General features: G+C 59.0%; 26 protein-coding genes. 25 read left to right on the forward strand and 1 reads right to left on the reverse strand.

Annotated elements, in window-relative coordinates; genetic code table 11:
• From Q8N00_05285 to Q8N00_05320, 8 genes are all read left to right on the forward strand, one after another.
• Entirely contained in the window at positions 1-591 is a 591-nt protein-coding gene (locus Q8N00_05285; GenBank protein MDP2382198.1) for a sigma-70 family RNA polymerase sigma factor, read from the forward strand.
• A gap of 139 nt (positions 592-730) precedes the next feature.
• Complete coding sequence (locus Q8N00_05290) at positions 731-1309, forward strand: DUF4396 domain-containing protein (GenBank protein MDP2382199.1); 579 nt, start codon at positions 731-733, stop codon at positions 1307-1309.
• Complete coding sequence (locus tag Q8N00_05295) at positions 1290-2258, forward strand: hypothetical protein (protein ID MDP2382200.1); 969 nt, start codon at positions 1290-1292, stop codon at positions 2256-2258. Before Q8N00_05290 ends, Q8N00_05295 begins: the two co-directional genes overlap by 20 nt.
• Complete coding sequence (locus tag Q8N00_05300) at positions 2255-3040, forward strand: transporter (protein MDP2382201.1); 786 nt, start codon at positions 2255-2257, stop codon at positions 3038-3040. The genes Q8N00_05295 and Q8N00_05300 overlap by 4 nt, the downstream gene beginning before the upstream one ends.
• Before the next feature lie 57 nt (positions 3041-3097).
• A complete protein-coding gene (locus Q8N00_05305) occupies positions 3098-3829 on the forward strand; it encodes an FAD-binding oxidoreductase (GenBank protein ID MDP2382202.1) in 732 nt (243 codons plus the stop codon).
• Between the two features lie 75 nt (positions 3830-3904).
• Complete coding sequence (locus Q8N00_05310; protein MDP2382203.1) at positions 3905-4624, forward strand: SDR family oxidoreductase; 720 nt, start codon at positions 3905-3907, stop codon at positions 4622-4624.
• Complete coding sequence (locus Q8N00_05315) at positions 4621-5868, forward strand: TCR/Tet family MFS transporter (GenBank protein MDP2382204.1); 1248 nt, start codon at positions 4621-4623, stop codon at positions 5866-5868. Before Q8N00_05310 ends, Q8N00_05315 begins: the two co-directional genes overlap by 4 nt.
• 47 nt (positions 5869-5915) lie before the next feature.
• On the forward strand, positions 5916-6230 hold the full coding sequence (locus Q8N00_05320; protein ID MDP2382205.1) for a hypothetical protein: 315 nt from the start codon (positions 5916-5918) through the stop codon (positions 6228-6230).
• A 37-nt stretch (positions 6231-6267) separates the two neighbouring features.
• Here the strand turns inward: Q8N00_05320 and Q8N00_05325 are convergent, their stop codons facing one another.
• Positions 6268-6561, reverse strand: coding sequence for a GIY-YIG nuclease family protein (locus tag Q8N00_05325; GenBank protein MDP2382206.1), 294 nt, complete (start codon positions 6559-6561; stop codon positions 6268-6270).
• A gap of 243 nt (positions 6562-6804) precedes the next feature.
• Between Q8N00_05325 and Q8N00_05330 the strand changes: the two genes are divergently transcribed.
• The 17 genes from Q8N00_05330 (at position 6805) to Q8N00_05410 (ending at position 26622) form a co-directional block, all read left to right on the forward strand.
• Positions 6805-7359, forward strand: a complete 555-nt coding sequence (locus Q8N00_05330) for a Slp family lipoprotein (protein ID MDP2382207.1) — start codon at positions 6805-6807, stop codon at positions 7357-7359.
• A gap of 474 nt (positions 7360-7833) precedes the next feature.
• The gene (locus tag Q8N00_05335; GenBank protein ID MDP2382208.1) at positions 7834-8058 is read left to right on the forward strand and encodes a DUF2892 domain-containing protein; all 225 of its coding nucleotides are present in this window, start codon (positions 7834-7836) and stop codon (positions 8056-8058) included.
• Positions 8059-8177: 119 nt separating this feature from the next.
• Complete coding sequence (locus Q8N00_05340; GenBank protein ID MDP2382209.1) at positions 8178-9824, forward strand: SulP family inorganic anion transporter; 1647 nt, start codon at positions 8178-8180, stop codon at positions 9822-9824.
• Positions 9825-9938: 114 nt separating this feature from the next.
• Positions 9939-11279 carry an ArsB/NhaD family transporter gene (locus tag Q8N00_05345; protein MDP2382210.1) on the forward strand — a complete coding sequence of 447 codons (1341 nt, stop codon included), beginning with the start codon at positions 9939-9941 and terminating at the stop codon, positions 11277-11279.
• A gap of 354 nt (positions 11280-11633) precedes the next feature.
• Complete coding sequence (locus Q8N00_05350; protein MDP2382211.1) at positions 11634-12014, forward strand: PilZ domain-containing protein; 381 nt, start codon at positions 11634-11636, stop codon at positions 12012-12014.
• Between the two features lie 327 nt (positions 12015-12341).
• Positions 12342-12791, forward strand: a complete 450-nt coding sequence (locus Q8N00_05355) for a hypothetical protein (GenBank protein MDP2382212.1) — start codon at positions 12342-12344, stop codon at positions 12789-12791.
• Positions 12792-12923: 132 nt separating this feature from the next.
• Positions 12924-13697 (forward strand): CBS domain-containing protein, encoded by a 774-nt coding sequence (locus Q8N00_05360; GenBank protein ID MDP2382213.1) that lies wholly within the window; start codon positions 12924-12926, stop codon positions 13695-13697.
• A 108-nt stretch (positions 13698-13805) separates the two neighbouring features.
• Positions 13806-14165 (forward strand): hypothetical protein, encoded by a 360-nt coding sequence (locus Q8N00_05365; protein MDP2382214.1) that lies wholly within the window; start codon positions 13806-13808, stop codon positions 14163-14165.
• Between the two features lie 540 nt (positions 14166-14705).
• The gene (locus Q8N00_05370; protein MDP2382215.1) at positions 14706-15281 is read left to right on the forward strand and encodes a Spy/CpxP family protein refolding chaperone; all 576 of its coding nucleotides are present in this window, start codon (positions 14706-14708) and stop codon (positions 15279-15281) included.
• 157 nt (positions 15282-15438) lie between these two features.
• Entirely contained in the window at positions 15439-16044 is a 606-nt protein-coding gene (locus Q8N00_05375) for an RNA polymerase sigma factor (GenBank protein ID MDP2382216.1), read from the forward strand.
• Complete coding sequence (locus Q8N00_05380) at positions 16028-16360, forward strand: hypothetical protein (protein MDP2382217.1); 333 nt, start codon at positions 16028-16030, stop codon at positions 16358-16360. The genes Q8N00_05375 and Q8N00_05380 overlap by 17 nt, the downstream gene beginning before the upstream one ends.
• A 26-nt stretch (positions 16361-16386) precedes the next feature.
• Positions 16387-16800, forward strand: a complete 414-nt coding sequence (locus Q8N00_05385) for a hypothetical protein (GenBank protein ID MDP2382218.1) — start codon at positions 16387-16389, stop codon at positions 16798-16800.
• 86 nt (positions 16801-16886) lie between these two features.
• Positions 16887-18128, forward strand: coding sequence for an MdtA/MuxA family multidrug efflux RND transporter periplasmic adaptor subunit (locus Q8N00_05390; GenBank protein MDP2382219.1), 1242 nt, complete (start codon positions 16887-16889; stop codon positions 18126-18128).
• Positions 18125-21241 carry an MdtB/MuxB family multidrug efflux RND transporter permease subunit gene (locus Q8N00_05395; GenBank protein MDP2382220.1) on the forward strand — a complete coding sequence of 1039 codons (3117 nt, stop codon included), beginning with the start codon at positions 18125-18127 and terminating at the stop codon, positions 21239-21241. Before Q8N00_05390 ends, Q8N00_05395 begins: the two co-directional genes overlap by 4 nt.
• Positions 21238-24363 carry a multidrug efflux RND transporter permease subunit gene (locus Q8N00_05400; protein MDP2382221.1) on the forward strand — a complete coding sequence of 1042 codons (3126 nt, stop codon included), beginning with the start codon at positions 21238-21240 and terminating at the stop codon, positions 24361-24363. The genes Q8N00_05395 and Q8N00_05400 overlap by 4 nt, the downstream gene beginning before the upstream one ends.
• 21 nt (positions 24364-24384) lie before the next feature.
• The gene (locus Q8N00_05405; protein MDP2382222.1) at positions 24385-25029 is read left to right on the forward strand and encodes a hypothetical protein; all 645 of its coding nucleotides are present in this window, start codon (positions 24385-24387) and stop codon (positions 25027-25029) included.
• 216 nt (positions 25030-25245) lie between these two features.
• Positions 25246-26622 (forward strand): glycosyltransferase, encoded by a 1377-nt coding sequence (locus tag Q8N00_05410; protein ID MDP2382223.1) that lies wholly within the window; start codon positions 25246-25248, stop codon positions 26620-26622.
• Positions 26623-26655: the final 33 nt, after the last annotated feature.

A 26655-nucleotide genomic window follows, 5' to 3' on the forward strand; every position in this document is an offset into this window, starting at 1 on the left:
ATGGACAGTCGAAGAACGCCGGAGGCGGATCAGGCTTCGAATGCGGTATTGGATAACCTCATGCACGTGTTGCTGGAGCAACATTCTGCGTTCCGGGCGTTCCTGCGCAAGCGGCTGTCTGACGATGCGCTGGTGGAAGACCTGCTGCAGCAGAGCTTGATGAAGGCCGTCGAACGGCATCATGATCTGAAGACACACGACAGTGCCGTTAGCTGGTTCTACCGCATCCTGCGTAACGCCGTGACGGATTACTACCGGTCTCACGCCGCCGACCATCGCAAGGTGGAGGGTCTGCTCCAGGAGCTGAGGGCTTCCGAGGAGGACAAGACTCCGGCATTTGACGAAGTGCGGCCGGCGATCTGTGCATGCCTCACTCCTTTACTGAAAGACATGCGGCCCTCATACGCGGACCTGCTCAGGCGCATCGATCTAGAGGGGGAGGTGCCTGCCTCTGTTGCGAAGGACTTGGAGCTGACCACCAACAATCTGACTGTCCGTCTCCATCGGGCGCGCCAGGCGCTACGGGCCAGACTGGAACAGGTCTGCGGAGTCTGCACCAGGCACGGCTGCCTGAACTGTACCTGTGCGTAGCAACTTTCCGGTCGGCACCCCCAAGAGAATGCGTTCGTCCAGATAGAATCAGCTTTAGAAGGGCACTGTAATAATCCGATCCCTGCTCCGTCTGTAAGGGTGAGCGAGGCAATCATCATCACTTACAGGGAGGTTTCACATGATGCAGGCCGAATCAGTTTTCCCCACTCTCTCCGACGAAGAGGCGCCACCAGCATGCTGCTCCAAGCCGAAGCCACAGGCGCCGCCGCACGAGCATCACGGCCATCATAGTCATCAGGAGGCGGCGCAGGCATCTCCGTCGTTGAATCGCACGGCCTTCATGGCCACGCTGCATTGCTTGACAGGTTGCACCATCGGCGAAGTGCTCGGCATGGTGATCGGCACGGCGCTTGGATGGCCGACCTGGCCGACCGTCGCCCTCGCGGTGACGCTGGCCTTTCTGTTCGGCTACGGCATGACGCTCTGGCCGCTTCGCAGGGCAGGGATCGCCTGGGGTACGGCGCTCGGATTGGCGTTTGCGTCCGACACCCTTTCCATGGGCACCATGGAGTTCGTCGACAATGCGATCATGCTCGTGATCCCCGGTGCCATGGACGCCGGATTGCTCGACCCGCTATTCTGGGGAAGTCTCGCGGCCTCGCTGGTTCTGGCCGGGGCCGCGGCCTTTCCCGTGAATCGCTGGTTGATCGCGCGGGGCAAGGGCCATGCGGTGGTGCATGCGTATCACTGCCACTGACAGGAAGATCAATCGTTCCATCCGTGTCGCGGCGATCGTGGTGACGGCCACGATCGCCCTCGGGTTGGCTGCCTGCAGTCAGTTCGAGCCACGCGACAAGCGGTTTTACTATCGAGCCCTCTGGAACTTTGCGCTGCGCGAAGATCTGGCCGAGCTTGATAGCGAGTTCAACGGCGTGGATTTCGGCCATTCAAATCTATACGAAAACCTCTTATTAACCAGCGGCACAGACGTGCCGGCTATTGAGGACCGGGCTCGCAAGGAAACGCTCGCCTTCATTGCGTCGAAACCCACACTCAATCCGAATGAGGAGGCCATTGCGCCGACGTACATGAAGCTGGCCTGGCGCGCGCAGAACACGTTCGACGAAGCCCATGCCCTGCATCGCGCCACCTACGACATTATGGTCTCGAACGAGCCGGAGAAAGAGCGTGCGATCAGGGACGTGTTGGCCTTTTATCAGGAGAGCGCCTACGCCATCACGGCCAAACGGCTGGACCACCGCCGGCTCGATCAGTTCCCCTATTCCAAGACGTTCCGCACCAGGTTCCCGCTCTTCAACGCGACGATCTGGTCGTACCACTATTTGCAAGTCGCCGTGTACGATCCTTTGCAAGCTGCGCGCGATCTCGCAGCGAAGACCCGGGCCATGCGGCCCATTCTTGCCACCTATCGAGGCTATCTTGCACAGCCGCCTGTGGAATGGACCTTCATGCCGCTTACGGCGGAGTTGAGTCCTGTGTTCGCCGCGCGTTATCCGGAGATCGCCAATATCTTCGACAACCTTCACATGCTGCACGACAACATCAGCGACATTCTCGCGAGCGAGCAGGTGCCGACGTGGGACGCGAAGCGGACAGAGATCTATCGTATTGTGAATGCCTACTATCTGGCGAGCGCCGACGGGAAGAATCCCATGGTTGTGAACGATCAGGAGCACCACCATTGAAACGGCCGACTCTGTACGCAGTCAGATGGATCGTCGTCTTTATACTCGGGCTATGGCCCCTATCGAGCTTCGCTCTGGACCACGACAATCTCGATCCGAACAGGCCGATCGGCATGGAAGACGCCTATGCGATTCCGAAGGGGGAAATCGGGATGGAGGGCGGCGTACGCTTCAACGATCGTCGAGAGAGCCGCACACGCATCACCTTCCAACCGCAGATCATCTATGGTGCCTTCGACAATGCGCAGATCGAAATCCAGGGCGACCTCATGACCGAGCCGAACAGCCTCGTCGGCGCCGCCAAGTCCGGCGACCTGCACCTGGGCCTGCTCTACAATTTCAATACGGAGACGATGAATCTTCCGGCCATGGCCCTGCGCGTTGAGGCCGATCTGCCCACCGGTGTGAATTCCAAAGGCGTGGATACCCAGATGACTGGCATTCTCACGCGCTCGTTCGGGCGGCTCCGTGCCCACCTCAACGCGGGCTACACTGTGCTGGGTTCGCCGCAAGGGCAGGAGCGGCCTGGGGCCTATCGCGCCGTGGTAGCCGTGAGTTATCCCCTGGGCTATCCAGGGAGTTTCCGAGACACGCTGATCGCCAGTGTCTATACGAGACAGTCGGACCAGCGAGGCCAACGCAACAATATGGGCTGTGAAATCGGCCTGCGCCATCAGCTCACCTCGCGCATCGTGCTCGACGCGGGGCTCGGTACCGAATTCTATGGACCAACCGATCGTGCGGCGCTGCTGGGAACCGTGGGGGTCTCCGTCGGCTTCTAATCCTTTCAGGATGACTAGCTGGCGGATCTTTTCCTCATCCTGCTAGAATCTCCCGCCATGTCGGTCGAAACTTTTACCGCGCAAGTTGAATCGGTCACGCATCTCACGCACGACGTGTGCGAGCTCGATCTGCGCTTGATCGAACCACGATCCATCACATTCAAGCCCGGGCAATTCATCTCCTTCGAAATGCCGCATCCGCAGACCGGTCGTCTCCTGACGCGGGCCTATTCTATCGCCTCGCAGCCCAGTCGTCCCGACGTCGTGACCCTGCTGTTCAACCTTGTGCCGGGCGGAGCCGGCTCCGGCTTTCTATTCGACCTCAAGGTGGGGGATACGACATCCTTCAAGGGACCGGCGGGGAGTTTCTATCTGCGAGAGGATCCGGAACGCGATCTCCTCTTCATCGCCAGCGGCACCGGGATCACGCCGATCCGGTCCATGTTGCTGGCGAATGCGGAGCATCCCGACCCGAGACCGGCTACTCTGTTCTGGGGCCTGCGGAGCCAGCGGGACCTGTATTATCAGCATGAGTTGGCCGAATTGGCTAAGCGGATTCCGACTCTGACCGTCGTCACGACGCTCTCCCGTCCCGAACCTGGCTGGTCCGGTGCCTCAGGCCGCGTCCTCAGATTGATCGAAGAGCGAATCGCGTCAGTCAATGATCTGGACGTCTATCTCTGCGGGAATAGCGCCATGATCGGCGAGGCCAAGGCCTTGCTGCGGCAAAAAGGCCCCTGCCCCATCTACCGAGAAAAGTACTACGACGGGGAAGAGGATGGAGACTGATGATCTTTTGTGCTCGCATAGTAAAGGGCAGCCTCGGCCATTCCCGTAACGAGAGGTGTAGGGAAACGTGATCCCATGCAGCGATTAACAAATACAGTCGCGATTGTGACTGGCAGCAGTAGCGGTATCGGCAAGGCGATCGCACTGCGGTTTGGTGCCGAAGGGGCAAGGGTTGTGGTCGCGGCACGACGGATGGCGCTCTGCGAACAGACTGTCGCACAGATTGTGAAAGACGGTGGCGAGGCTTGGGCTATTCAGCCCGACGTGGCCGATGAACGCCAGGTGGAACGGCTGATCCAGGAGACGGTCACGCGGTATGGGCGGCTGGATATTCTCGTCAACAACGCCGGAATCTTCGGCGGCAAGCGCCTCGCGGACACGATGACGAAGGATTTCGACGAGGTGATGAGTGTGAATCTTCGCGGCACGTTTTTCTGTTGCCGGGCGGGATTCACACAGATGAAGCGGCAGGGTGGAGGCACGATCATCAATATGTCGAGCGTCGCTGGACTGCAGGCCTGGGCCGGCACCGGCGCCTATAGCGCCTCGAAGCACGGGGTTCAGGCGTTGACAAAATCGCTGGCCGACGAAGGCCGGCCGCATCACATTAAAGTCAGCGCCATCTGTCCAGGAGGCGTGGCCGACGAACTCGTGGATGCCTCTTCGGAAGAGATTCTCCGGAGCGAGAAGATCGATCCCTTCGATGTCGCGGAGACCGCCGTCTACCTGGCGACCCTGGGAAAATATTCCGTGGTGCATCAGATCGTCATCGATCGACTGGGCGCCGACTGGTGACGATCGCTCCATCTGCTACACCGACTCAGCCCCGGCAAGCTGCGATCTTCTTCATCCTCATCACCGTCATGCTCGACGTGCTCTCGTTCGGGATCATCATTCCCGTCTTGCCGAAGCTCGTCGAGGATTTTATGGGGGGCGACACGGCACAGGCGGCCGTGATGTACGGCCTGATGGGCACGGCCTGGGCACTCATGCAGTTCGTCTGTTCACCGATTCAAGGCGCGCTGTCGGATCGTTTCGGAAGGCGGCCGGTCGTGCTGTTGTCGAATCTCGGACTCGGCCTCGACTACATCTTCATGGCACTCGCGCCGAACGTGACCTGGCTCTTCGTGGGTCGGGCCATTTCCGGCATCGCCTCATCCAGCTTCAGCACCGCCGGCGCCTATATCACCGATGTGACGCCGCCGGAGAGACGAGCCGCCGGTTTCGGGATGATCGGTGCGGCCTTCGGCTTAGGCTTCGTGCTTGGCCCTGCAGTCGGTGGTTTGCTTGGAGTGATCGACCCGCGTCTCCCATTCTGGGGCGCAGCGGCGACCAGCCTGGTAAATGCCTGTTACGGATTTTTTGTCCTGCCGGAATCGCTTCCGCGCGAGAAGCGTAGGGCTTTTGCGTGGAAGCGGGCCAATCCGGTCGGTTCGCTTGTGTTGCTGCGATCGCACCGCGAACTCTTCAGCTTGGCTGCCGTCGTGTTCATCGGCTATCTCGCGCATGCGATCTTGCCCAGTGTTGCCGTGCTCTATGTGAGCTATCGGTATGGTTGGGATGCGACAGCGGTCGGTTTCATGTTGGCCGGGTCCGGTGTCAGCACGATGCTGGTGCAGGGTGTTCTGATCAAGCCTCTGACGATGTGGTTCGGGGAGCGCAGGACCCTGCTGGCGGGATTGGTCTGTGGCGCCATCGGGTTTTCGATATATGGTTTCGCGCCCAACGGGTGGATCTATTGCGCGGGTATTCCAGTCATGGCCTTCTGGGGCATGGCCGGTCCGTCCGCGCAATTCTTCATGACCCGCCGGGTGAGCGCCTCGGAACAGGGCCAGCTCCAAGGGGCCATCGCGAGCCTCTCCGGTATTGCCGGTCTCATCGGACCCAGTCTCTTCACGCAAACCTTCGCGTTCTTCATCCGTTCAGATTCCTCGCTCAGCACGTCCCTGCATTTCCCCGGCGCGCCGTTTTTTCTTGCGTCGGTTCTCTTGCTGCTTGCCATGGCACTGGCCTGGAGGGCTACGAGGTCAGCCGATTGACAGCGATTCGAGCTGCCAGTAATCTAGGAGCAGAAGGAGGATTCATCATGCCCATTCTTCTTGCTCTGTTTCTTGCCCTTGCCGTCGTCACTCCGGTCCTAGCCGCAGAGGAGGCTCAGCCGGCTGCCACCACTGCGGTCAAGGCCGATGTGATGTATTGGGAAGGCGATGAAGTCATTGTGAAGGAAGTCTCCGGCCGGGAATTGCGCGTGCGCGTGACCGCCGAGACGAAGGTCACGGGCGTTGCGGGGGGACGATTGAAAACCGGGGATAAGATCGCGGCACAAGTCGCGTCCGACGGGCATGCCCTCTCCATCGCGGTACAGATTCCGGACAGTGGAATGGTCCCCGGGTCACGCTGACCAACAGTCTGTCGATGTGTCAGTGCTGTCAGCCGGGCTATCGGACCGTTTTCATCAGAGGGTCGGTGCGGCATGGTTCGGTCGGGGGCTGAGCGGCGATCAGTGCCAGTTTGTCTCCTCTGCGGAGTACTTTGATCACGGCCTCACGTGTCAGCGCTGCGCCTTTGCTGTCCTGACGCTCGGTATATCGTACGGTGACCGGACCGCGGTGTTTCGTGTATTTGGCGCCTTTGCCTGTCCCATGTTCTTCCACTCGCCGTGCGAGATCGTTGGTGATGCCGGTGTACAGACTGCCGTCCGAGCATTCCACGATATAGACGATCCACGTCATGCCGGTGATTCCATAGTGTGCCTAGCGCAGTATGGCGAATTCGAGTGTGAGGAGCCATCCAATTTCTCCTTATCTGTTGCGTTTCTCTTCGGTTCTCCACCTTGATTCTGAGTCGGGAATATGGGACCGTCTTCTACCGAATGCCTGAAGGCCTGTAGGCCTGATTGAGCGGCTCAGAACCCTGAGCGTCGCCGCATGTCTGAAATCGCGCGTGAAACCTCACAGACCCTGGGACAGGATTCCATGACACGATCTGCTCTTCATCTAGGCTGGGCCAGGCCTACGATAGTGGCCATCGGTCTGACGATTTTGTGCGTCGGCTGTGCCAAAGTGCCGCGGCAATATGTCGAGATGGCTGAGCCGGGCGTGACGCTGACCTCGTTGAATGCCCAACCGGAGATGTACCGAGGGAAGGTCCTGCTGCTGGGGGGGACGATCGTCGAGGAAGAAGAGAAGGAACAGTATCTGTGGCTGCGCGTGAAGAACCGGCCGCTGGACCGGGATTATGTCCCCCATCGTCCCGTGGACATAGACGGTCTTGAAGCCGGCCATTATTGGGTGGTGGTACCCAAGAATCAAATTCCTGGCGGGTATCGACATTGGGCGAGGATGACGGTGGCGGGCCGAGTCACGGGGACGTTGCGATTGGCAACCGAACCGGTGCTGACGCTTCTCTATGTGAGGGGCTGGGGAACGAGCCCTGCGCATGATGCGGCCAGAGGGGATTTTTTAGACCCCAACTACATTCCCTCGGTTCCGGCAGGTATCGGTGGTGAGTTCAGAGGGAGTCATCCTTAACACACGAGCCTCTCGTCTGTAATGACTTGGGCTGTGGAAGGACAAGGGCGGGGGTATCTATTGCTCTGATGCTCTCGTTCCCTCTGCAACGGACATCGACGAATTCCTCCTCGAGTGACACCTCAGTTTTGGTGAGTCCGCTCCATCGTTCGTTGAAGATTTTGTGGCATAGACAGGCAACGGCGGCATTTACGACAAGGTGAGGCAAGGCCGTCTGTGCAGCGGTCGCAGACAGTTGTTGCTGAAGGGGCGCAGCGCGTCAGCGGCCCGCCGTGGTTCACGGCGTAATATTTCAAATGAGACTGAATCGATAGGACGGCGACCGAGAGCGGATCACGAAGGAAGGCACCACCCACAGGCTCTGACCGCTGCGATATTGACAGGATTCTGCAGCAGGTCTAGCCTGCTCGTCGAGGTGGCATCGTGATTTGTTAGGAGCGGCGCCGGAGTATCTTCCACCGAGGAGGGCGAAGCATGAACCAGAAGAGACGCATTCACGATGCGATCGTGGGAATCGTCGTGACGGCTGGAGTCGCGTTAGGGCATTACGTCAGCGCTCATTGGCTGATTCTGCCGGCGGTGATCGGTGTCACGCTGATTCAGAGCGGCCTCACGGGATTTTGTCCGGTCTACTTCCTGCTCGACCGTCTCCTTCCCTCCGAGGGCGCATCCGACTCGTCCAGTTGTTGCGCGAAGTAATGCCGTTCATCGCTTCCGTCTCTTCCCAGCTCAGCGCAGGGCGTGGACGGACTGATGTAATGGACTCTCACCGTCGAGCTTGATTCGACAACCCATAGCAGTATTGGAGCAAACGCACGGTGCCCTTGATCCATGGGCTCTACTTCAACAATCTTCGTGGCGATTTCTATGGTGGCCTCGTCGCCGCGGTTGTCGCCCTGCCGTTAGCGCTGGCCTTCGGGGTGGCGTCCGGAGCCGGCGCAATCGCCGGGTTGTATGGCGCCATCTTTGTCGGACTTTTTGCGTCATTGTTCGGCGGGACCCCGGCCCAAGTGTCGGGTCCGACCGGCCCGATGACGGTCGTCATGGCTGGACTCATTGCGCAGTTTGGACAGGAACCGTCGCTGGCCTTTTCTGCGGTCATCTTAGGAGGCGGGCTACAGATCCTGCTCGGTTTGAGCGGGGTCGGGCAGTACATCGCGCTGCTCCCCTATCCCGTCATCTCCGGGTTCATGAGCGGGATCGGGGCGATCATCATCATTCTCCAAGCCGGTCCGCTCGTCGGCCATGCACCCCAGTCGGGAGACGTCCTCAACACCCTGGCGATGCTTCCGTCGTTCGTTGCCGACCCTGTGGTGGATGCGCTGGTGTTGGGGATGCTCTCGCTGGCGATTATGTATGGGGCGCCGGAGCGGGTGGGGAGAGTTGTCCCGCCGCCGTTGATCGCGCTGCTCGTGGGCACGGTGCTGGGAGTGGTTCTGTTCCCTGGCGCGGCCGTCATTGGACCCATTCCAACGGGTTTCCCCATGCCTGTACTCCCCAGTCTGCATCTCGATTCCGTGAAAATCGTGATCGAGGAAGCGATCGTGCTGGCGATGCTGGGCAGTCTCGACAGCCTGCTGACCTCGCTGGTCTGCGATAACATGACGCGCACCCAGCATGGCTCCAACCGCGAATTGATCGGGCAGGGGATCGGCAATGCCGTGGCCGGTCTGTTTGGAGGGTTGCCCGGCGCAGGCGCCACGATGCGCTCCGTCGTCAATATTCGCAGTGGGGGACGCACCCCTATTTCCGGAGCCTTTCACGCGCTCGTGCTCGTTGCCGTGCTCCTGTGGCTCGGGCCATTGGCGGAGCGGATTCCGCTCGCAGTATTGGCGGGCATTCTCATGAAAGTGGGCGTGGATATCATCGACTGGCGCTTTCTGAAACATGTCTTTCATGCGCCACGCGCGGATGTGACGATCATGCTGGTGGTCTGTAGCATGACCGTGTTGGCGGACCTCATCATGGCGGTCGCGGTCGGCCTGGTACTCGCCAGCGTGCTGTTCGTCAAACAGATGGCCGATCTCGAATTGATGAATTTCAGGGTCATCACCAACAGGGACGGCGAATCCACGCTCACCGATGAGGAAGCTTCTGTGCTCGGGCGTCAGGAAGGGAAGATCGTTCTCATTCATATCGGTGGCCCCATGAGTTTTGGGTCGGCCAAAAATATGGTCCGCCGTCTTGAGGGCATTGCCCGTTGGAAGAGTTTTTCTGTAGTCGTGCTGGATCTCTCGAAGGTCCCTGCTATCGACGGCTCGGCAGCCCTGTCGGTGGAGGATATGATTCGGATGGCTCAGGCCCATCACCAACATCTCATCCTTGTGGGGACGCAGCCGTCCGTGCAGGAGGCGCTGGAGGGATTCGGGGTCCTGAAGCTGCTACGACCGGGGCATCACTATGCCACCAGACTCGAGGCCCTTCGTCATGCCGCCCGATTGGCCGACTCGACTGCCGGCGCGTAGGGCCACGGCGACTCTGCCACGACGCCGACTTTCGTTGCATAGCAGCAGTGGTCCCGTGATAATGCGAGAAGGATTCCACGTTTCCATCTTTCTTTAGGTCGCAAGAGGTATTGAATGTCTTCTGTGTCTTTGGCCCTGCTCATTTTTGGCGTGTGTTATCTGGTCATCATCACTGAGCGGATGCACAAGACCATTGTGGCGTTGCTCGGGGCGGCATTGATGATCAGCCTCGGGGTGGTGTCGCAAGACGAGGCGTTCTATTCCCATGAGTTTGGGGTCGACTACAACGTCGTGTTTTTGCTGATCGGGATGATGGTGATCGTGAACATTGTCCGGGAGACCGGTCTCTTCGAGGTCCTCGCCATCTGGGCCGCGCAGCGGGCCGATGCGAAGCCGTTTCGGTTGCTGGTGTTGCTGTCGCTCTTGACGGCCGGGCTCTCGGCCATGCTCGATAACGTCACCACCGTGCTGCTTATGGCGCCGGTTACGCTGTCTATTACCAAGCGTCTGGAACTCAATCCCATTTCATTCCTGGTGACGGAGGCGCTCGCGTCGAATATCGGCGGGACCGCGACGCTGGTCGGCGATCCGCCCAATATCATGATCGCCAGTAAGGCCGACTTGGGTTATCTCGATTTTCTGGTGGTCCTGGGTCCCATCGCGCTGTTGATCATGGTCGTGTTCATGGCGGTGCTGTGGGTCATCTTCGGTCGAACCATGACCGTGGCCCCGCATCTTCGAACCGCAGTTCTTGGGCTGAGCTCTCGGGAAGCGGTGACGGATCGACCGTTCTTGTACCGCTGCCTCTGGTTGCTGGGGATCGTGAACGTGGGGTTCTGTCTGCATTCACTCATTCATCTTGAGCCGGCCACGATTGCGCTCCTCGGCGCGAGTATGTTCATGCTGATCGGTCATGCGAGACGGAGGCCGGATGATATCGAGGAGTTATCGTATCTCACCGACGTCGAATGGAAAACCATCTTCTTTTTTATCGGGTTGTTTATCCTGGTCGGCGGATTGGTCAAGGTCGGCGTGATTCGTTACTTGGCGGATCAGCTGGTGGCGGTGACCAGGGGGAACCTTGCAGGATCCACGATCGCCGTGCTCTGGGGGTCGGCCTTCCTCTCTGCCGCGGTGGATAACATTCCCTATGTCGCGGCGATGAACCCGCTGATCGTGGACCTCGCCCGGTCGCTGCACCCCGAGATTTCTGATTACACCACCTTGGTGCATCAGCCGGACATTCTTCCGCTCTGGTGGGCTCTGGCCCTCGGAGCCTGTCTGGGGGGAAACGGCACGATCATCGGCGCGAGCGCGAACGTCGTCATTGTGGATATCGCGCGTAAAGCCGGCTATCCCATCTCATTCTGGCAGTTTTTCAGATTCGGGTTTCCCGTTATGGTGGCGTCGGTACTCATGAGTACGCTGTATCTCTGGTTCCTCTTTCTCCGCTGACCCTGTCGCTTCGGTTGTATGCGCGGATCGGTCATGAGGTTTCATGAGCGGTCGCCAGTCAGGATCTCTTCCACGTCGATCATGCTACCGTGGCAGGCGATCGGCAACCAACTGCATGTTTCTTGGGTTGAGAAGGTTATTCCGCCAGTCATTCGAGCCGATACAGCGTAGGTTTTCACAAGGCGTGCAGCCGGGTATCCGGCCGTATTCCCTTCGTTCCCTCACAAGCGATTACGGGGGACTACTCCAGGTCTTCTTGCGTGGACTCCCCTGCGAATTGTCCTGAAATCCACAAATCATTTCTCGATCAGTGGGACCTTGTGTACAGTGTGCCTCATGAAGGTGAGGCGACATATGGAAAACGACAGCGCGGGGAAAGATAAGTTCATTAACTTTCGCGAGCATGCCAGGCTCCGCATTCCGATCCCCTTTACCTGTTCAATCGCCCGAAAAGGCGTGACACGCTGGTTCAACAAGGACAGCCTTGGAATCGGTGTGGTCTACGACGTATCGATGAAGGGGGCCCGTGTGTCGAGCGAAGCTTCCATCAGGCCGGGAGATCAGGTGATGGTGACGTTGCAGCTACCGAAACAGCTCGCACCTGTCGCCGTTGAGCGCGCCACGGTCCGATGGGCGAAGGAACAGACATTCGGATTAGAATTCATGCATCTGACGTTCACGGGTGCCTTGCAACTCAAGAGATTCATCGCACTTCACGCCATACCTTCCGTCTAGCCATTCTTCCAATCTGGCGGGCTGGCCCGCCCATTGTCCCCATTCCATGATCACGAATCCTGCAGTGTAGGAATCCCTCTGAAGTTGTAGGGAGGTCACTACAGCAGGAAGATCTCTGTGAAATCGATGAGATAGAGTGATTTCGATCCCGAATGGTGCAGTCGCATCCCTTCGTAGGGATTGGCCTCTTCAATCAGGAACAGGGGCGATACATCAAAATGCCTCATAATCAGGCGGTCGGCTCTCCCTGCTGTGCGGTACGGTGTTTGCTCTCTCTTCAAAACTCAGAAGACAATCACCTCGCGTAACAAGACTGGAGGCCTGAAGATGGCGACGCAAACTCTCGACGCAATGCGTTCTCTCAGTTCGGCGATCATCGAGCAGGAGCAGCATATCGAAGAGATCGATTTCCATCGGGCCTCTGCCCTGATGTCGGCGACGATCACATCTCCGGCTCGCCGTGGCGAGGTGCGCGTCGAGTATCGGTCTTTGTGTACCTATGAGGTACTCGAAGCCGATCATGACCAGTCCGTCGTGATTGAACAGGGAGAGGCCGTTACCTTGAACCGCAGCACGGAGGGAATCCTGCTGATCATGGGCAAGGCCCCTCAGAATACACAATCGATCGAAGTCCATACCTCCCGCTTTGGATGGGGCAAGACGGTGAACGTGTTTGAGGTCCGATGGAGCAAACCCGTTCAGGTGGAGTCGCTGGGGCATCTGTATCTGGTTGGATGCCGACGGACATTCGGTCCCTGTCACTACCTCGCCTTTTGACATTCTTCCACGGCTGAGACTCGCGCGTTCCTTACGAAATCTCCCTCCTCTGTTGTTGGCCGCTTGCCCTTGCTGATCCAGCAGGGGTAAGATTGGCCATTCTCGCCAGTTACATCATCATAAGGAGGTGCTATGGACCGGACGCGCACCACTCCCAAGAAGCCACGAGTCTCTCTTGATCGCAGCATCGAGCGATTGCGCAAGCAACTTGCCGATTTCGCGCCCTATCTGGGGAAGGGCATCCCAACGCGCAGCCTGGATGAATTCGATCTGGAAACAGAGCGATTGATTGCGGATCTGCTGGGGGAGACCTCCGAGTCGTTGGAGACCTACGAATATGCAGAGGTAGGCGAGGCTGGTGGATTGGTGAATATGACGGATGAGGCGCCGGAAGGCACGGGCATGGACAGCCTGCGGCAAAGTCTCTTGCAGCGGAGCCGGGTCTTAGAAACCTGTATCTCCGAGCTGGAGGCGCGCCGGTCCGACGAACCGAAGAAACACAAGACGGGTCGGCAGGTCCTCACAGGCCCCCAGGTTGCCGAACACATGGCCTTTGAAATCAGGAACGTGTCGCACGATGCCAGCCTGCGCGACGCGGGGCAGCTGATGCAGCAATGGAAGCTGGGCTCGCTCCTCGTCACGGATCGCCAGTCCTACGTGGGTTTCATCACCGATTCGATCCTGGCCCGCGAGGTGGTCGCCAAGGGGCTGGATCCCAATACGACGCTCGTCAAATCCTGTATGCGGAGTCCGCTGGTGGTGATCGATGGCGAGAAATCGATTCTTGATGCCGTACGGCTGATGAAGGACCAGGCCACGCGGCATTTGGCCGTGACACAGGATGGAGCGATCATCGGTGTGATTTCCGTGAGCAACATTCTTCGATACTATTCGGGCGTGGTGTAACGATAGGTTGTTCGCCGTTCGTACAATGCAGTTCGTCTTGCGAGAAGTCTTTCTTGTTCATGCCATCAGCGATCAGCCATTCGCTCTTATCAGAACGGGAGGTGCGACATGGGGCCAACCAAGGCAATCGTGAAAGAGAACGGGATCTACGAGGTGGTCGGGGGGAAGCTGATCAAGGACGGGTTCGCCAACCGACATGAACTCGAAGACTACGTGAACCATCATTATGTAACGTTGCCGGTAGTCGACAACGCGGGTAACCCGTGGCTGCTTGAGGGGAAGCCGGTCTATTGTCTTCGTGGCACGCAATACGAAACCGTGGACGATCAGAAGGTCCACCTCGCTCGGTGCCTTAATTGTGGAGGCATGGGGATCCGGGCGGACGAGTTGACGGTCGAGTCGGATTGCATCCGTTGCCTGGCCTGCGGGCAAGAATTCGATGCGCGATTGGAGATGATGGAGACGTAGGAGAGGGCGTCCTGGTCGGTTCCCTTTGCTCGCGGAACGCGCGCCCTCAGAAGGGCCTCGTTCGACGCGCGCAGTTGGGAACCAACCAGGACGCCTCCTTGAGGGGAAAGCGAGCGAGCTTGGATGGATCACCTGGTGGTAGTGGACTTCATTGTCGAGCCCGACAGCGATTCCAAAGAAGAATCTCAGACCCACGACGGTTTCCGGCAGTGACTTCTGTATCGAGATACCGCGGTAACAATCGGCATCCCCAATCCCACCCGTAAGCGGACGATACAGTCCGCGTCTCATCGCGCATCCATTCCATCCAAGCATTGAAATGGCCTCACTCCTAAGGCATGTGCGCCGCGGCTCCAATCTCCCTTGAACGGCGAGCTCACATCTCGCAGGCATGAAAGTCACTCGCCATTCGCCGTCTCTGCTTCGTCTAGCCTATGCATGTAACCTTTTCCCTTGCCGAAGCGACTAGGTAGATGAAGCGGTGAAGTTCACCGTGGCACGTTGGTCAAGAAGGTCCGTTCTATTACCAAGGAGGCTCCTATGAATGGTGGAATGAAAATGCTTCTCGGGGTCGCGGGGGGAACGGTGCTGTTGGGAATAACGATGACACCTGCCTGGGCGGACGGGGGGCCGGCCTGCAGGGGTGATGGCCATGTGTTCGGCATGGCTTGGCCTGGCATGTCGAGTGACGCAGGATGGACATCCCACACCCTTCGCCACCTCCTCAGGCATCAGCAGGACCTCGGCCTGACGGACGAGCAAGTTGTCAAACTGAAGGGCCTTGCTCTTGACCAGGACCGCGCCAGGATCCGTGCTTATGCGGATGTGCAGATAGCGGAACGGGAGCTTAGGGCACTGGTGATGGATGAGAAGACAGAGCTATCCGTCATCGAAGCCAAGGTCAACGAGCGGGAATCGTTTGCAGCCAAGCTGAGTTTTAGAAGGATCAAAGCGAAACGTGATTTCTACGCTGTCTTGACTCCCGAACAACGCGAGAAACAGAAAGCCAGTCATGACCGGATGAAACAGGCCCATCGTGCGCGCCAGTTCAGCAGCCAGGGAATGGAAGCGACTGATCATGCCCAGGCAGCCGGGAATACGAACTCGGCATCGTAATGCACGTCGGATGAACCAGAGGGAAGTCTGCAGACCGGCTAAGTCATGGACGAAGGGGGCCCCACGACGACGGTGTGCCGGGGGACTGATGTGGTCATGTTCCACGATGGGGTATGATGGGGCGTACGGGCAGATGGCGGTGGAGTGCCCTGGCTTCATGGGAGTGCAGACTCTGGTGTCTGACGATTGTGAGATTATCCGACTGGTGTTGGGCGGAGAGGTCGATCGTTTTGCGGAACTGATTGCACGGTATCAGCAGCACGTGACCAGGATGACGAATCGGCATGTGCCGTCCGACCGCGTAGCGGAGGTCGCGCACGATGTCTTTGTCCGGGCCTATACGAACCTGTCGAGTTTTTCTGGAAAGACCCCGTTCGAGCATTGGTTGTCCGGCATTACGGTCAGGACCTGTTATGACTTCTGGCGATCGAAGCGGCGGGAGGCACTGCCCGTCAGTGCCTTGACCACGGAACACCAGGCCTGGATGGATCATGTGCTGGCGGCAGAATCCGAAGATCAGTTTCGTGAGCAGGCCAGGCAGCAGGAAGCGGCTGAGCTACTACAATGGGCGTTGGGTCATCTATCGGCGGAAAACCGTCTCGTGTTGACGCTGGTCCATCTTGAGGGCTATTCCGTTCGCGATGCGGCAGGCCTGCTGGGATGGAGCTTGATTAATGTAAAGGTGCGGGCACATCGGGCTCGGCAGATGCTCAAAACACTCTTACTCGAAAGGCTGCGACAGGAACATGACGCGACGCGATGATGAACATATCAGTGATGAACATATCAGTAAGGTAGCGCGTGCGCTGGCGGAGGCCCATCGCGCGCGTCACGAGCCTTCGCTCGGTGTCGACTGGAACCTCCAAGTCATGAGGGCTATCCGCCTGGAAGCCGCAGAGCAGGGGTCGCTGAAGACGGCATTGAGGCTCGATCGGCTCGTATGGAGAACTGCCACGGTGGCTGCCGTCTTGGCCCTGGTGTTCACCGGGTCCGTATTGTTCTATGCCACCGGAGACGCAGTCGAACTGACCGCACTGATGTCGAGTGAGTTCGATGCGACGGTGTCTCTCGTCGAGTAAGCGGGCCTAGGGAGGAGGAACCAGTCATGGTGCCAGGAAAATTATGGGGCGGACTCCTTGTCTTGTTCATCGCGGGAGCGCTGATGGGCATCGCCGGCACCACGCTCTATCATCAATACGAACAGGACCATCGATGGGACCGAGGCCCGGCCGCAAGACAGGAGCGGATCATGAAACGTCTGATTCACGAGTTGGCCTTGACCTCGGCACAACAAGCCGAAATCGAACCGATCGTCAAACGGACTCATGTGGAAATTCTGCAGGTGCGCTTTCAACACCAGCCTGAAGTGGAACAGGCGCTGACCCGTGGGATGGCCGAGATCAAGACGAAGTTGTCCGCAGGACAGCAGGCAGAGCTGGATAAGCTCTATGCCACACTCCAGCGGCGTTGGCAGGCCTCTCGGGACTATTTGCAACCGGCCCAGGAACGGTTGAAATGAACGAAGTAGGAATGTGGTCGATTGATGTGATGGGCCTGTCGTAGCCTGCCTAGGCTACGGGTAGACAAGAACCGAGGAAGAACGAGATGCAAGAGTCTATTGGTTTCGCGAAGGTGCTCAAGCGTTGGCTGCTCGGGCTATTCGTAGCTTGTGTGCTTGCCGTCGGTCTCTATGCCCTGTTAACCAAGTCCGATGAGACGCCATTACGTGCCGCCGGCCAAGGGCAAAATCCCCAGGCTACGCGGACGGTACCAGTGCTGACCGCGACTGCGAAAACAGGTGATATCGGCGTCTATCTCAACGGACTGGGGTCGGTTGTTCCGCTCAATACTGTGACGGTGAGAAGTCGCGTCGACGGGCAATTAATGCAGGTCCGGTTCAAAGAGGGCCAGATCGTCCGCAGCGGAGACCTCCTGGCTGAAATCGATGCACGTCCATTTCATGTGCAACTGTCCCAGGTCGAGGGACAGATGGCGCGTGACCGGTCGCAGTTGAAAAATGCCCAACTCGATCTCGAACGATACCGGGGACTCTTACAGCAAGAGTTTATTCCCAAGCAACAACTGGATACTCAAGAGTCACTGGTCCGCCAGCTCGAGGGAATGGTCCAGACGGATCAGGCACAAATCGACAACGCCAAATTGCAGATTACCTATTCCCGCATCACCGCTCCCATTAACGGACGCATCGGGTTGCGCCTCGTGGATCAGGGCAACCTGGTTCGTACAAGCGACGCGAACGGATTGCTGGTCATCACGCAACTTCAACCGATTACTGTGATATTCACCATTGCCGAAGATAGTCTTCCCCCCGTGCTTGAAAAACTCAAAGCCGGGAAGCCGTTGTCGGTCGAGGCGTTCGACCGGGAGCAGAAGCGAAAGCTGGCCACAGGGACGTTGTTGACGGTGGACAATCAAATTGATCCGAATACTGGTACGGTGCGGCTCAAAGCGGTCTTTCCGAACGACGACAGTGAGCTGTTCCCCAATCAGTTCGTCAACGCGCGTCTCCTATTGGACGTTAAGCGCGGGACCACGGTCGTGCCTTCTGCCGCCGTACAACGGGGGCCGAAGGGAACATTCGTCTATGTCGTGAATGCCGACCAGACGGTGGGCGTGCGGCAGGTCACGGTGGGCGTCTCCCATGGCGATGAAACGTCCATCAATACGGGCCTGGCACCCGACGAACTTGTCGTGGTCGATGGTACAGAGAAATTGCGCGAGGGGAGCAAGGTAGAGGTCCAGGGTCAGAGCGGCTCGCCCGGAAAAGGCGGGCCCGATCAACCGTCCCAAGGGGCAGAAAATCCGCGGAGAGGAAAGCGGTCGTGAACCCGTCCCGTCTGTTCATCCTGCGACCGGTGGCAACGGCCCTGTCCATGGCCGCCATTCTGCTTGCCGGCTTTGTCGCCTATCGTCAGTTGCCGGTGTCGGCTCTTCCCCAAGTCGACTATCCCACGATTCAGGTACTCACCTTCTATCCTGGCGCAAGTCCGGACGTCATGGCCTCCTCGGTCACGGCGCCCTTGGAGCGCCAGTTCGGGCAGATGCCCGGTCTCAACCAGATGACCTCCAGCAGTTCAGGCGGCAGTTCGGTCATCACCCTGCAATTCAGCTTGGAATTGAATCTGGACGTCGCCGAGCAGGAGGTGCAGGCTGCCATCAATGGCGCGTCTACATTTTTGCCCCGCGATTTGCCGAGCCCGCCCGTCTATAGCAAGGTCAACCCGGCGGATTCGCCGATCCTGACGCTGGCGCTGACGTCGCACACTCTGCCGTTGTCTCAGGTGGAGGATCTTGCAGAGACGCGGTTCGCCCAGAAGATTTCCCAATTGTCCGGGGTCGGACTCGTGAGCATCAGCGGTGGACAGAGACCGGCGGTGCGGATCCAGGCGAATCCCAGAGCCTTGTCGGCCTATGGACTCACGCTGGAAGACCTGCGCCTCGTCGTGGCTTCTGCGAACGTCAATCAAGCGAAAGGCGCCTTTGACGGACCGAAACGGGCTTCCATCATCAACGCGACAGATCAGCTCCTCACGAGCAAAGAATATCAGCCCCTGATCATCACCTATCGCAACGGTGCGCCGGTGCATTTGTCCGACGTGGCCGATGTCATCGACGATGTGGAGAACGTCAAGCAGGCGGCCTGGATGAACGAGGAGCCTGCGGTCATTGTCAACATCCAGCGTCAGCCTGGGGCCAACGTCATCGATGTCGTGGACCGGGTTAAAAAACTATTGCCGCAGTTGCAAAGTGCACTGCCCTCGTCGGTCCAGGTCACCGTGTTGACCGATCGCACGATCTCCATTCGCGCGTCGGTCCGTGACGTGCAGTTCGAGCTGATGCTGGCGGTCGCGCTGGTGATCATGGTGATTTTTCTCTTCCTACGGACCCTGTCCGCCACGGTCATTCCCGCCGCGGCCGTCCCTCTGTCGCTGGTCGGCACCCTCGGAGCCATGTATCTGATGGGGTTCAGCCTGAACAACCTGACCTTGATGGCACTTACAATCTCCACAGGCTTCGTTGTGGATGACGCCATCGTCATGATCGAAAATATCTCACGATACATCGAGAAAGGCGACTCGCCGTTGCAGGCTGCCCTCAAGGGGGCGGAGCAGATCGCGTTCACCATTCTCTCTCTGACCGTCTCGCTCATCGCCGTCTTGATTCCCCTCCTGTTCATGGGCGACGTGGTGGGCCGGCTGTTCCGCGAGTTTGCCATCACCCTTAGCATCACGATTTTGATCTCAGCCGTGGTCTCGCTGACGTTGACGCCGATGATGTGCGCGCGGCTGCTTCGCCATACCCCGAAGTCGGAGGAGGGCAGGTTCTATCGCGTCTCCCAGGATCTGTTCGATCGGACCATCGCGGCGTACGGCAGGACATTGCGATGGGTGTTGAACCATCAGCCGGCAACGCTGGCCGTGGCAGGAGGCACGCTGATCTTCACCGTCCTGCTCTATATCGTCGTGCCCAAGGGGTTTTTCCCTGTGCAGGATACGGGAGTCATTCTGGGAATCTCCGAAGCCCCTCAGTCGATCTCGTTCGCAGGAATGGTTGAGCGGCAGCAGGCCCTGGCCGCCAACATTCTGACCGATCCTGCCGTGGCGAGCCTCTCCTCCTTTATCGGGGTGGATGGCACCAATAGCACGTTGAACAGCGGGCGCATCCAGATCAACTTGAAGCCTCTTGCCGAGCGGAGGATCAGTGCTGTCGACGTCATCCACCGTCTGCAAGCGCAAGTGGCGACGGTCGAAGGAATCGCGCTGTTCATGCAGCCAGTTCAGGATCTCACGGTGGAAGATCGCGTGAGCCGGACGCAGTACCAATATACCCTCGAAGATGCAGACCCGCTGGAGTTGAACCGGTGGGCGCCCAAACTCGTCGAGGCCCTGCAGACGCTGCCCGAATTGCGCGACGTAAGCAGCGACCAGCAGGATCAGGGGCTGGCGTCCATGTTGGTCATCGACCGCAACACGGCGGCACGCATGGGCATCACGCCACAAGTGATTGTCGATACCCTCTACGACGCGTTCGGTCAGCGGCAGGTGTCTACGATGTTCACCCAGTTAAATCAGTATCGCGTCGTGTTGGAGGTGATGCCCGAGTTTCAGCAGGGTCCAAACGCGTTGCAGTTCCTCGATGTCCGGTCACTGAGCGGCGGACAGGTACCATTGAACGTGTTCACGCAGGTCACGGAAACGTCCACGCCGCTGGTTATAAGCCGTCAGGGCCAGTTCCCCGCCGTCACGCTCTCGTTCAATCTCGCGCCGGGTAGCTCGCTCGGCGACGCGGTGACGACGATCGAGCGTGCGGCACAAGAAATCGGGCTGCCGCCCAGCATCCGTGGGAGTTTTCAAGGCACGGCCCAAGCGTTCCAGGCTTCGCTGGAGAACCAGCCCTGGCTGATTCTCGCGGCGCTCGTGACCGTCTACATTGTGCTCGGAGTGCTGTATGAGAGCTACATCCATCCCTTGACGATCCTTTCGACCCTCCCGTCTGCGGGAGCCGGGGCGCTGCTTGCCCTGATGCTCTTCCGGACTGAGTTCAGTGTGATCGCCCTGATCGGTATCATTCTGCTGATCGGCATCGTGAAGAAGAACGCCATCATGATGATCGACTTTGCCCTGGAGGCGGAGCGGAAAGACGGGAAACAGCCGGAGGAGGCGATCTATGAGGCCTGCCTCTTGCGGTTCCGGCCGATCATGATGACGACGATGGCTGCGTTACTGGGGGCGCTCCCTCTGGCCATGAGTACGGGAGTCGGGTCCGAGCTCCGCCGCCCGCTGGGCATTGCTATTGTCGGCGGGTTGATCGTCAGCCAGGTCTTGACGCTCTATACGACACCGGTGGTGTATCTGGCATTCGACCGACTGGCGCGACGGATCGGAGAGCGCCGATCCTCGATAACCGGTCCTGAGGTCATAGACCAGAGCTCGGCATGAACATCTCGGCGACCTTCATTCAACGACCGGTGGCGGCCACGTTGCTGACGATCGGCATCACGCTGATCGGACTGGTTGCGTTCCAACTCCTTCCTGTGGCGGCTCTCCCGGAAGTGGAATTTCCGACGATCAATGTGACGTCAAATCTGCCGGGCGCGAGCCCCGAGACCATGGCGACCTCGGTCGCGGCTCCATTGGAACGTCAATTTACGCGCATCGCCAGCGTCACCGAGATGACCTCCACCAGCACGCTCGGGGCCACGAGTATCACCTTGCAGTTTGAGCTGAGCCGCGACATCGATGGCGCCGCCCGTGATGTTCAGGCGGCGATCAGCGCCGCGCGCGCCGACCTCCCGGCCATTCTTCCCAGCAATCCCAAGTATAGAAAGGTCAATCCGGCCGATGCGCCGGTGCTGATCCTCGCCGTGACTTCGGAGATCGTCGGCCGGGGCAAGATGTACGATGCCGCGTCGAGCATTCTTCAGCAGAAGCTCTCGCAGGTGGAGGGAGTGGGGCAGGTGAACGTGGGAGGCGGCTCGCTTCCGGCTGTCCGCGTCGACCTCAATCCGACTGCGCTGAATAAGTATGGGATCGGGTTGGGCGACGTCCGCCGGATGCTGAGCAGCACCAACGTAAATCGTCCGAAAGGTCAACTGACAGATGGAGCCCGCACGTGGGAGATCAGAGGCAACGATCAACTACACACAGCCGAGGACTACATGCCACTGGTCGTGGCCTTCCGGCAAGGCCGGGCAGTGCAACTATCGGACGTGGCGACTGTCGAAAACTCAGTCGAGGACTTGCGGGCAACGGGGATGGCCAACGGCAAGCCGGCGGTCCTCGTCATTATCTATCGGCAGCCGGGGGCTAACATCATCGAAACAGTAGATCGGGTGCGCGCCCTGCTCCCTCAACTTGAAGCCTCCATTCCCGGCAGCATGGCGCTCTCGGTGGTGATGGACCGGACGCCGGTCATTCGCGCATCGCTGCATGACGTCGAACGGACGCTGATCATCTCCGTGGTCCTCGTCATCCTGGTGGTGTTCATTTTCCTCCGGAGCGCCCGGGCGACCCTCGTGCCCATCGTGGCGGTGCCGGTGTCGCTCATCTCCACGTTCGGCATCATGTACCTCTGCGGATACAGTATCGACAACCTCTCGCTCATGGCGCTCACGATCGCCACCGGTTTCGTCGTGGACGACGCGATCGTCGTGCTGGAGAACATCAGCCGGTATCGCGAACAGGGCATCCCGCCGTTCGAGGCGGCGTTGCGCGGAGCAAAGGAAATCACCTTTACGGTGCTCTCGATGAGTCTCTCGTTGGTGGCGGTGTTCCTCCCCATTTTATTGATGGGCGGCATGGTCGGGCGGCTGTTCCGCGAATTTGCGGTGACGCTCTCCGTGGCCATCATTGTGTCGCTCGTCGTGTCGTTGACCACGACGCCCATGATGTGTGCCAGGCTTCTCACGCAGCAACAGGCCACACCCCATGGGTGGTGGTACCGGGTCAGCGAGCGGTTCTTCGAGGGGATGCGGGGCGGCTATGAGACGAGTCTGGCCTGGGTGCTGCGGCATCCGCGTAGCATGTTGGCTGTGACGCTGGTCACCATGGGTTTCAGCATCTACCTCTATGTGATCGTGCCCAAAGGGTTTTTCCCCCAACAGGATACCGGCCGCCTCAGCGGTAATATCCAGGCGTCACAGGATATTTCGTTTCAGGCCATGCGTCAAAAACTGACCGAAGTGGTGGGGATCATCAAGAATGATCCTGCCGTGGACAATGTGATGGGATTCTCCGGCGGCGGCGGAAGCACGACCAATACCGGGCGCATGTTTATATCCTTGAAGCCGCTCGAAGAACGACAGCTCAGCGCCGATCAAGTGATCGCCAGGCTCCGCGGTAAACTCGCCAAAGTGCCCGGGGCGCCGACCTATCTCCAGGCGGTCCAGGATTTGCGGATCGGCGGGCGTGCCAGCAGCGCGCAATATCAATACACGCTGCAGAGTGTCGATCTAGGCGAACTCAGCACCTGGGCACCGAAGGTCGAGCGAAAGCTCCGCACCCTGTCGCAAATCGTGGATGTGAACAGTGATCAGCAGGATAAGGGCCTGCAGTCCCTCGTCATCTTCGACCGTAGCACCGCCTCCCGTCTTGGTCTGAGTCCCCAGCTCATTGACGACACCCTGTACGATGCCTTCGGCCAACGGCAGGTCTCGATCATGTATACCCCGCTGAACCAGTATCACGTCGTTATGGAGGTTGCGCCGCAGTTTTGGCAGAACGCCTCCGCCTTGAACGACATCTTTGTGCGATCGCCGACCGGGGCGCAGGTCCCCTTGAGCGCGATCGCCCGCTATGAGCCTACCGCCACGCTCCTATCCGTCAACCACCAGGGACAGTTTCCCGGGATTACGCTGTCGTTCAATATGGCGCCGGGGGCCTCGCTCGGGGAAGCCGTGCAGGCAATTGAGCAATCCATGCGGGAGATCGGCCTGCCGGGCGATATCCGGGGCAGTTTCCAAGGCACGGCTAAGGCTTTTCAGGCGTCGTTGGAGAATCAGCCGTTGTTGATCCTTGCCGCACTGGTCACGGTATACATCGTGCTGGGGATTCTGTACGAGAGCTACATCCATCCGCTCACGATTCTCTCCACTATTCCGTCCGCGGGCGTCGGCGCGTTGCTCGCCTTGCTCCTCTTCAAGACGGAGCTGAGCATGATCGCGCTCATCGGCATCATTCTACTGATCGGGATCGTGAAAAAAAATGCCATCATGATGATCGACTTCGCCTTGGATGCAGAGCGGAAACAGGGGAAGCCCCCGGAGGAGGCGATCTATGAAGCCTGTTTGATGCGCTTCCGTCCGATCATGATGACGACCATGGCGGCGTTGCTAGGGGCACTGCCTCTGGCCGTCGGGACAGGGGTGGGATCGGAACTGCGCCGGCCGCTCGGCATCGCGATCGTCGGCGGCCTGCTCGTCAGTCAGCTCCTCACGCTCTACACGACGCCGGTGATTTATCTCTACATGGACTGGTTGCGGCTCTGGTTCCTACGGATGCGTACGGGATCGGTCCAGCAGACTGAGCAAGGCGTGAGTGGAGCGGTGACGACGACACGTTAGCAGATTGCACGGGAGAAGCAGATGACAATGCGCGCACAGAGTCTCCGGCCCACACGATCGAGCGGCATCGTATTGCTGTGGGGCAGCCTGGTATGGCTCTCCGGCTGCTCGACGTCGCCAGTGCCGCCCCCTAATCCCGACGCCGTGCGTCAGCATGCGGACAAAGCGTTTCAACAGTTACATGCGCAGGAACAACCCCTGGTTCACACTGAGACGTCCTCACCGCCACAGTCTTCTGCCACCGCGGACCAGCCTTCCGGGCAAGCCTCGACCAAGAAGGCCTATGTCCAGGTTCCTTTAGCCGAAATTCAACAATCCGATGATGGGTATGTCCGAGCAACCGGATATGGGAACCTTTCAAAAGGACTCTCTCTCTGTCAGCATTCCGCCGATCTGGCTGCACGGGTGGAACTCTCGAAACTCATCCGCGTGAAAGTCACAGAGCGGTCGACCGATCGTATTCGTGAACGGACGGGGAAAGAGGCCGAACAGGATATCGAAATCGTCCGCGAAGGACTGGTCAACGAGGTGCTGTCCGAGGTCCGGATTATGGATCGTAACGTAGACAAGGATGCCGCCATCTGTTCGAGTACGGCGGTGATTCCCAAGAAGAACCTCACCTCCCTGCCGGTCTCCGGCAGCACGGCCAACGTCAAGCCACAGTAACGACCTGCTCGCCGGTCTTGCCGGACGGACGAGCGACGGATCCTGTATCTCACCGAAGAACAGCCAATCCATCCGAGAGGTCAGATGTCTCCGATACGACGATCACCTGTCAGCGGAGTATGATTGAGCCACATTCGCACTCTTGACAGATCGCCACGGTGCCACGTAGTTTTATCGGTTCTGGCCCCTGTCTTTTAGCGTTGGGACGACGTCTATATGGATCCTCTCACGATCAATCCTTCCTCCCCATCGGTGCTCCTCGCTCATTCATCGGACGACGGGAACCGGTGGTTCAATATCGACTCGCGTTTCATCATCGGGACGATCATGCTGTTTGGGATCGTGATCGTCACGGTGATTCGCTTCGGCCATGAAGTCTTTGACCCGCTTGCCGAGTCGCTGTCGATCCAGGGTTGGGCCGCCGTCATTGCGAGGCCGAGCTTGCTGTGGTTCACCATGGGGATGGTGCTTCTCGCGGTCCGTACCCTCCTCTGGTTGCGGTATCATCCGGTTGCTCCGGTCGAATGCGAGCAGGCTCCCAGGCTATCCGTGGTGATTCCCGCCTACAATGAAGGTGCGATGGTTCGGCAAGCGGTGGACGCTTGTGTGCGGGCCGAATATCCTCGCGATCGTCTGGACATCATCGTCGTGGATGACGGCAGCACGGACGACACCTGGACGCATGTGAGCCTGGCGGCGCAACAGCACCGTAATCTCGTGCGAGCGGTGCGGTTGCCGGTCAATCAAGGAAAACGTGCTGCGCTCGCCGCCGGATTTGAGAGAGCGGCGGGAGACATTATTGTGACCGTCGATTCTGACAGTCTCGTGGAGCAGGGGGCGCTTCTGGCCATCGCAGGTCCGTTCCGAGACGAGCGGGTCGGCGTGGTGGCGGGGAAAGTCTGTGTGCTGAACCGATTCCGTGGACTGCTGCCTCGCATGCTCCATGTCCGGTTTGTGCTGTCCTTCGATTTTCTGCGGAGTGCGCAGTCCTCATACGGCACCGTGTATTGCTGCCCGGGAGCCCTATCGGCCTATCGTGCATCGGTGGTCAAGCCTCTGGTACCCGCATGGCTCCGGCAGCGTTTTCTTGGTCAAGCCTGCACCATCGGCGAAGATCGTGCGCTCACGAACGACGTCCTGGCCTCTGGGTACAAGTCTGTGTACCAACGTACTGCCGTTGTCCATACATTGGCTCCGGAACGCTACAGGATCCTCTGCAACATGTTCCTGCGCTGGGAGCGGAGCTATATCCGGGAAGAAATCAGACTGTGGAAGATTATGTGGACGCTTCCGTTTCCGGCGATGGTCCTGACCCTGATCGAAACCACCGTCACGAACCTGCGTTACCCGGTCGCCTATAGCTCCCTCGTCCTCATGATTTATCTAAGCCTGCAAGACCCCTGGACGATTCTCCGCCTTCTGCTGTCGATAGGGTTGGTGTCACTGTCCTATACGCTGTACTTTCTTCACAGTGAGCGCTCGCGCGAGTTCCTGTACGGAGTGCTGTATGGCTATTTTTCCTTCTTCAGTCTCTTTTGGATATTTCCCTACGCGCTGATCACGTTGCGCAACCGGTCGTGGTTGACCCGCTAGGCCCCCAGGCCTTTTCTAGGTCCAGCTTTCTTC

It is taken from the genome of Nitrospirota bacterium (assembly GCA_030684575.1).
Classification (GTDB): domain Bacteria; phylum Nitrospirota; class Nitrospiria; order Nitrospirales; family Nitrospiraceae; genus Palsa-1315.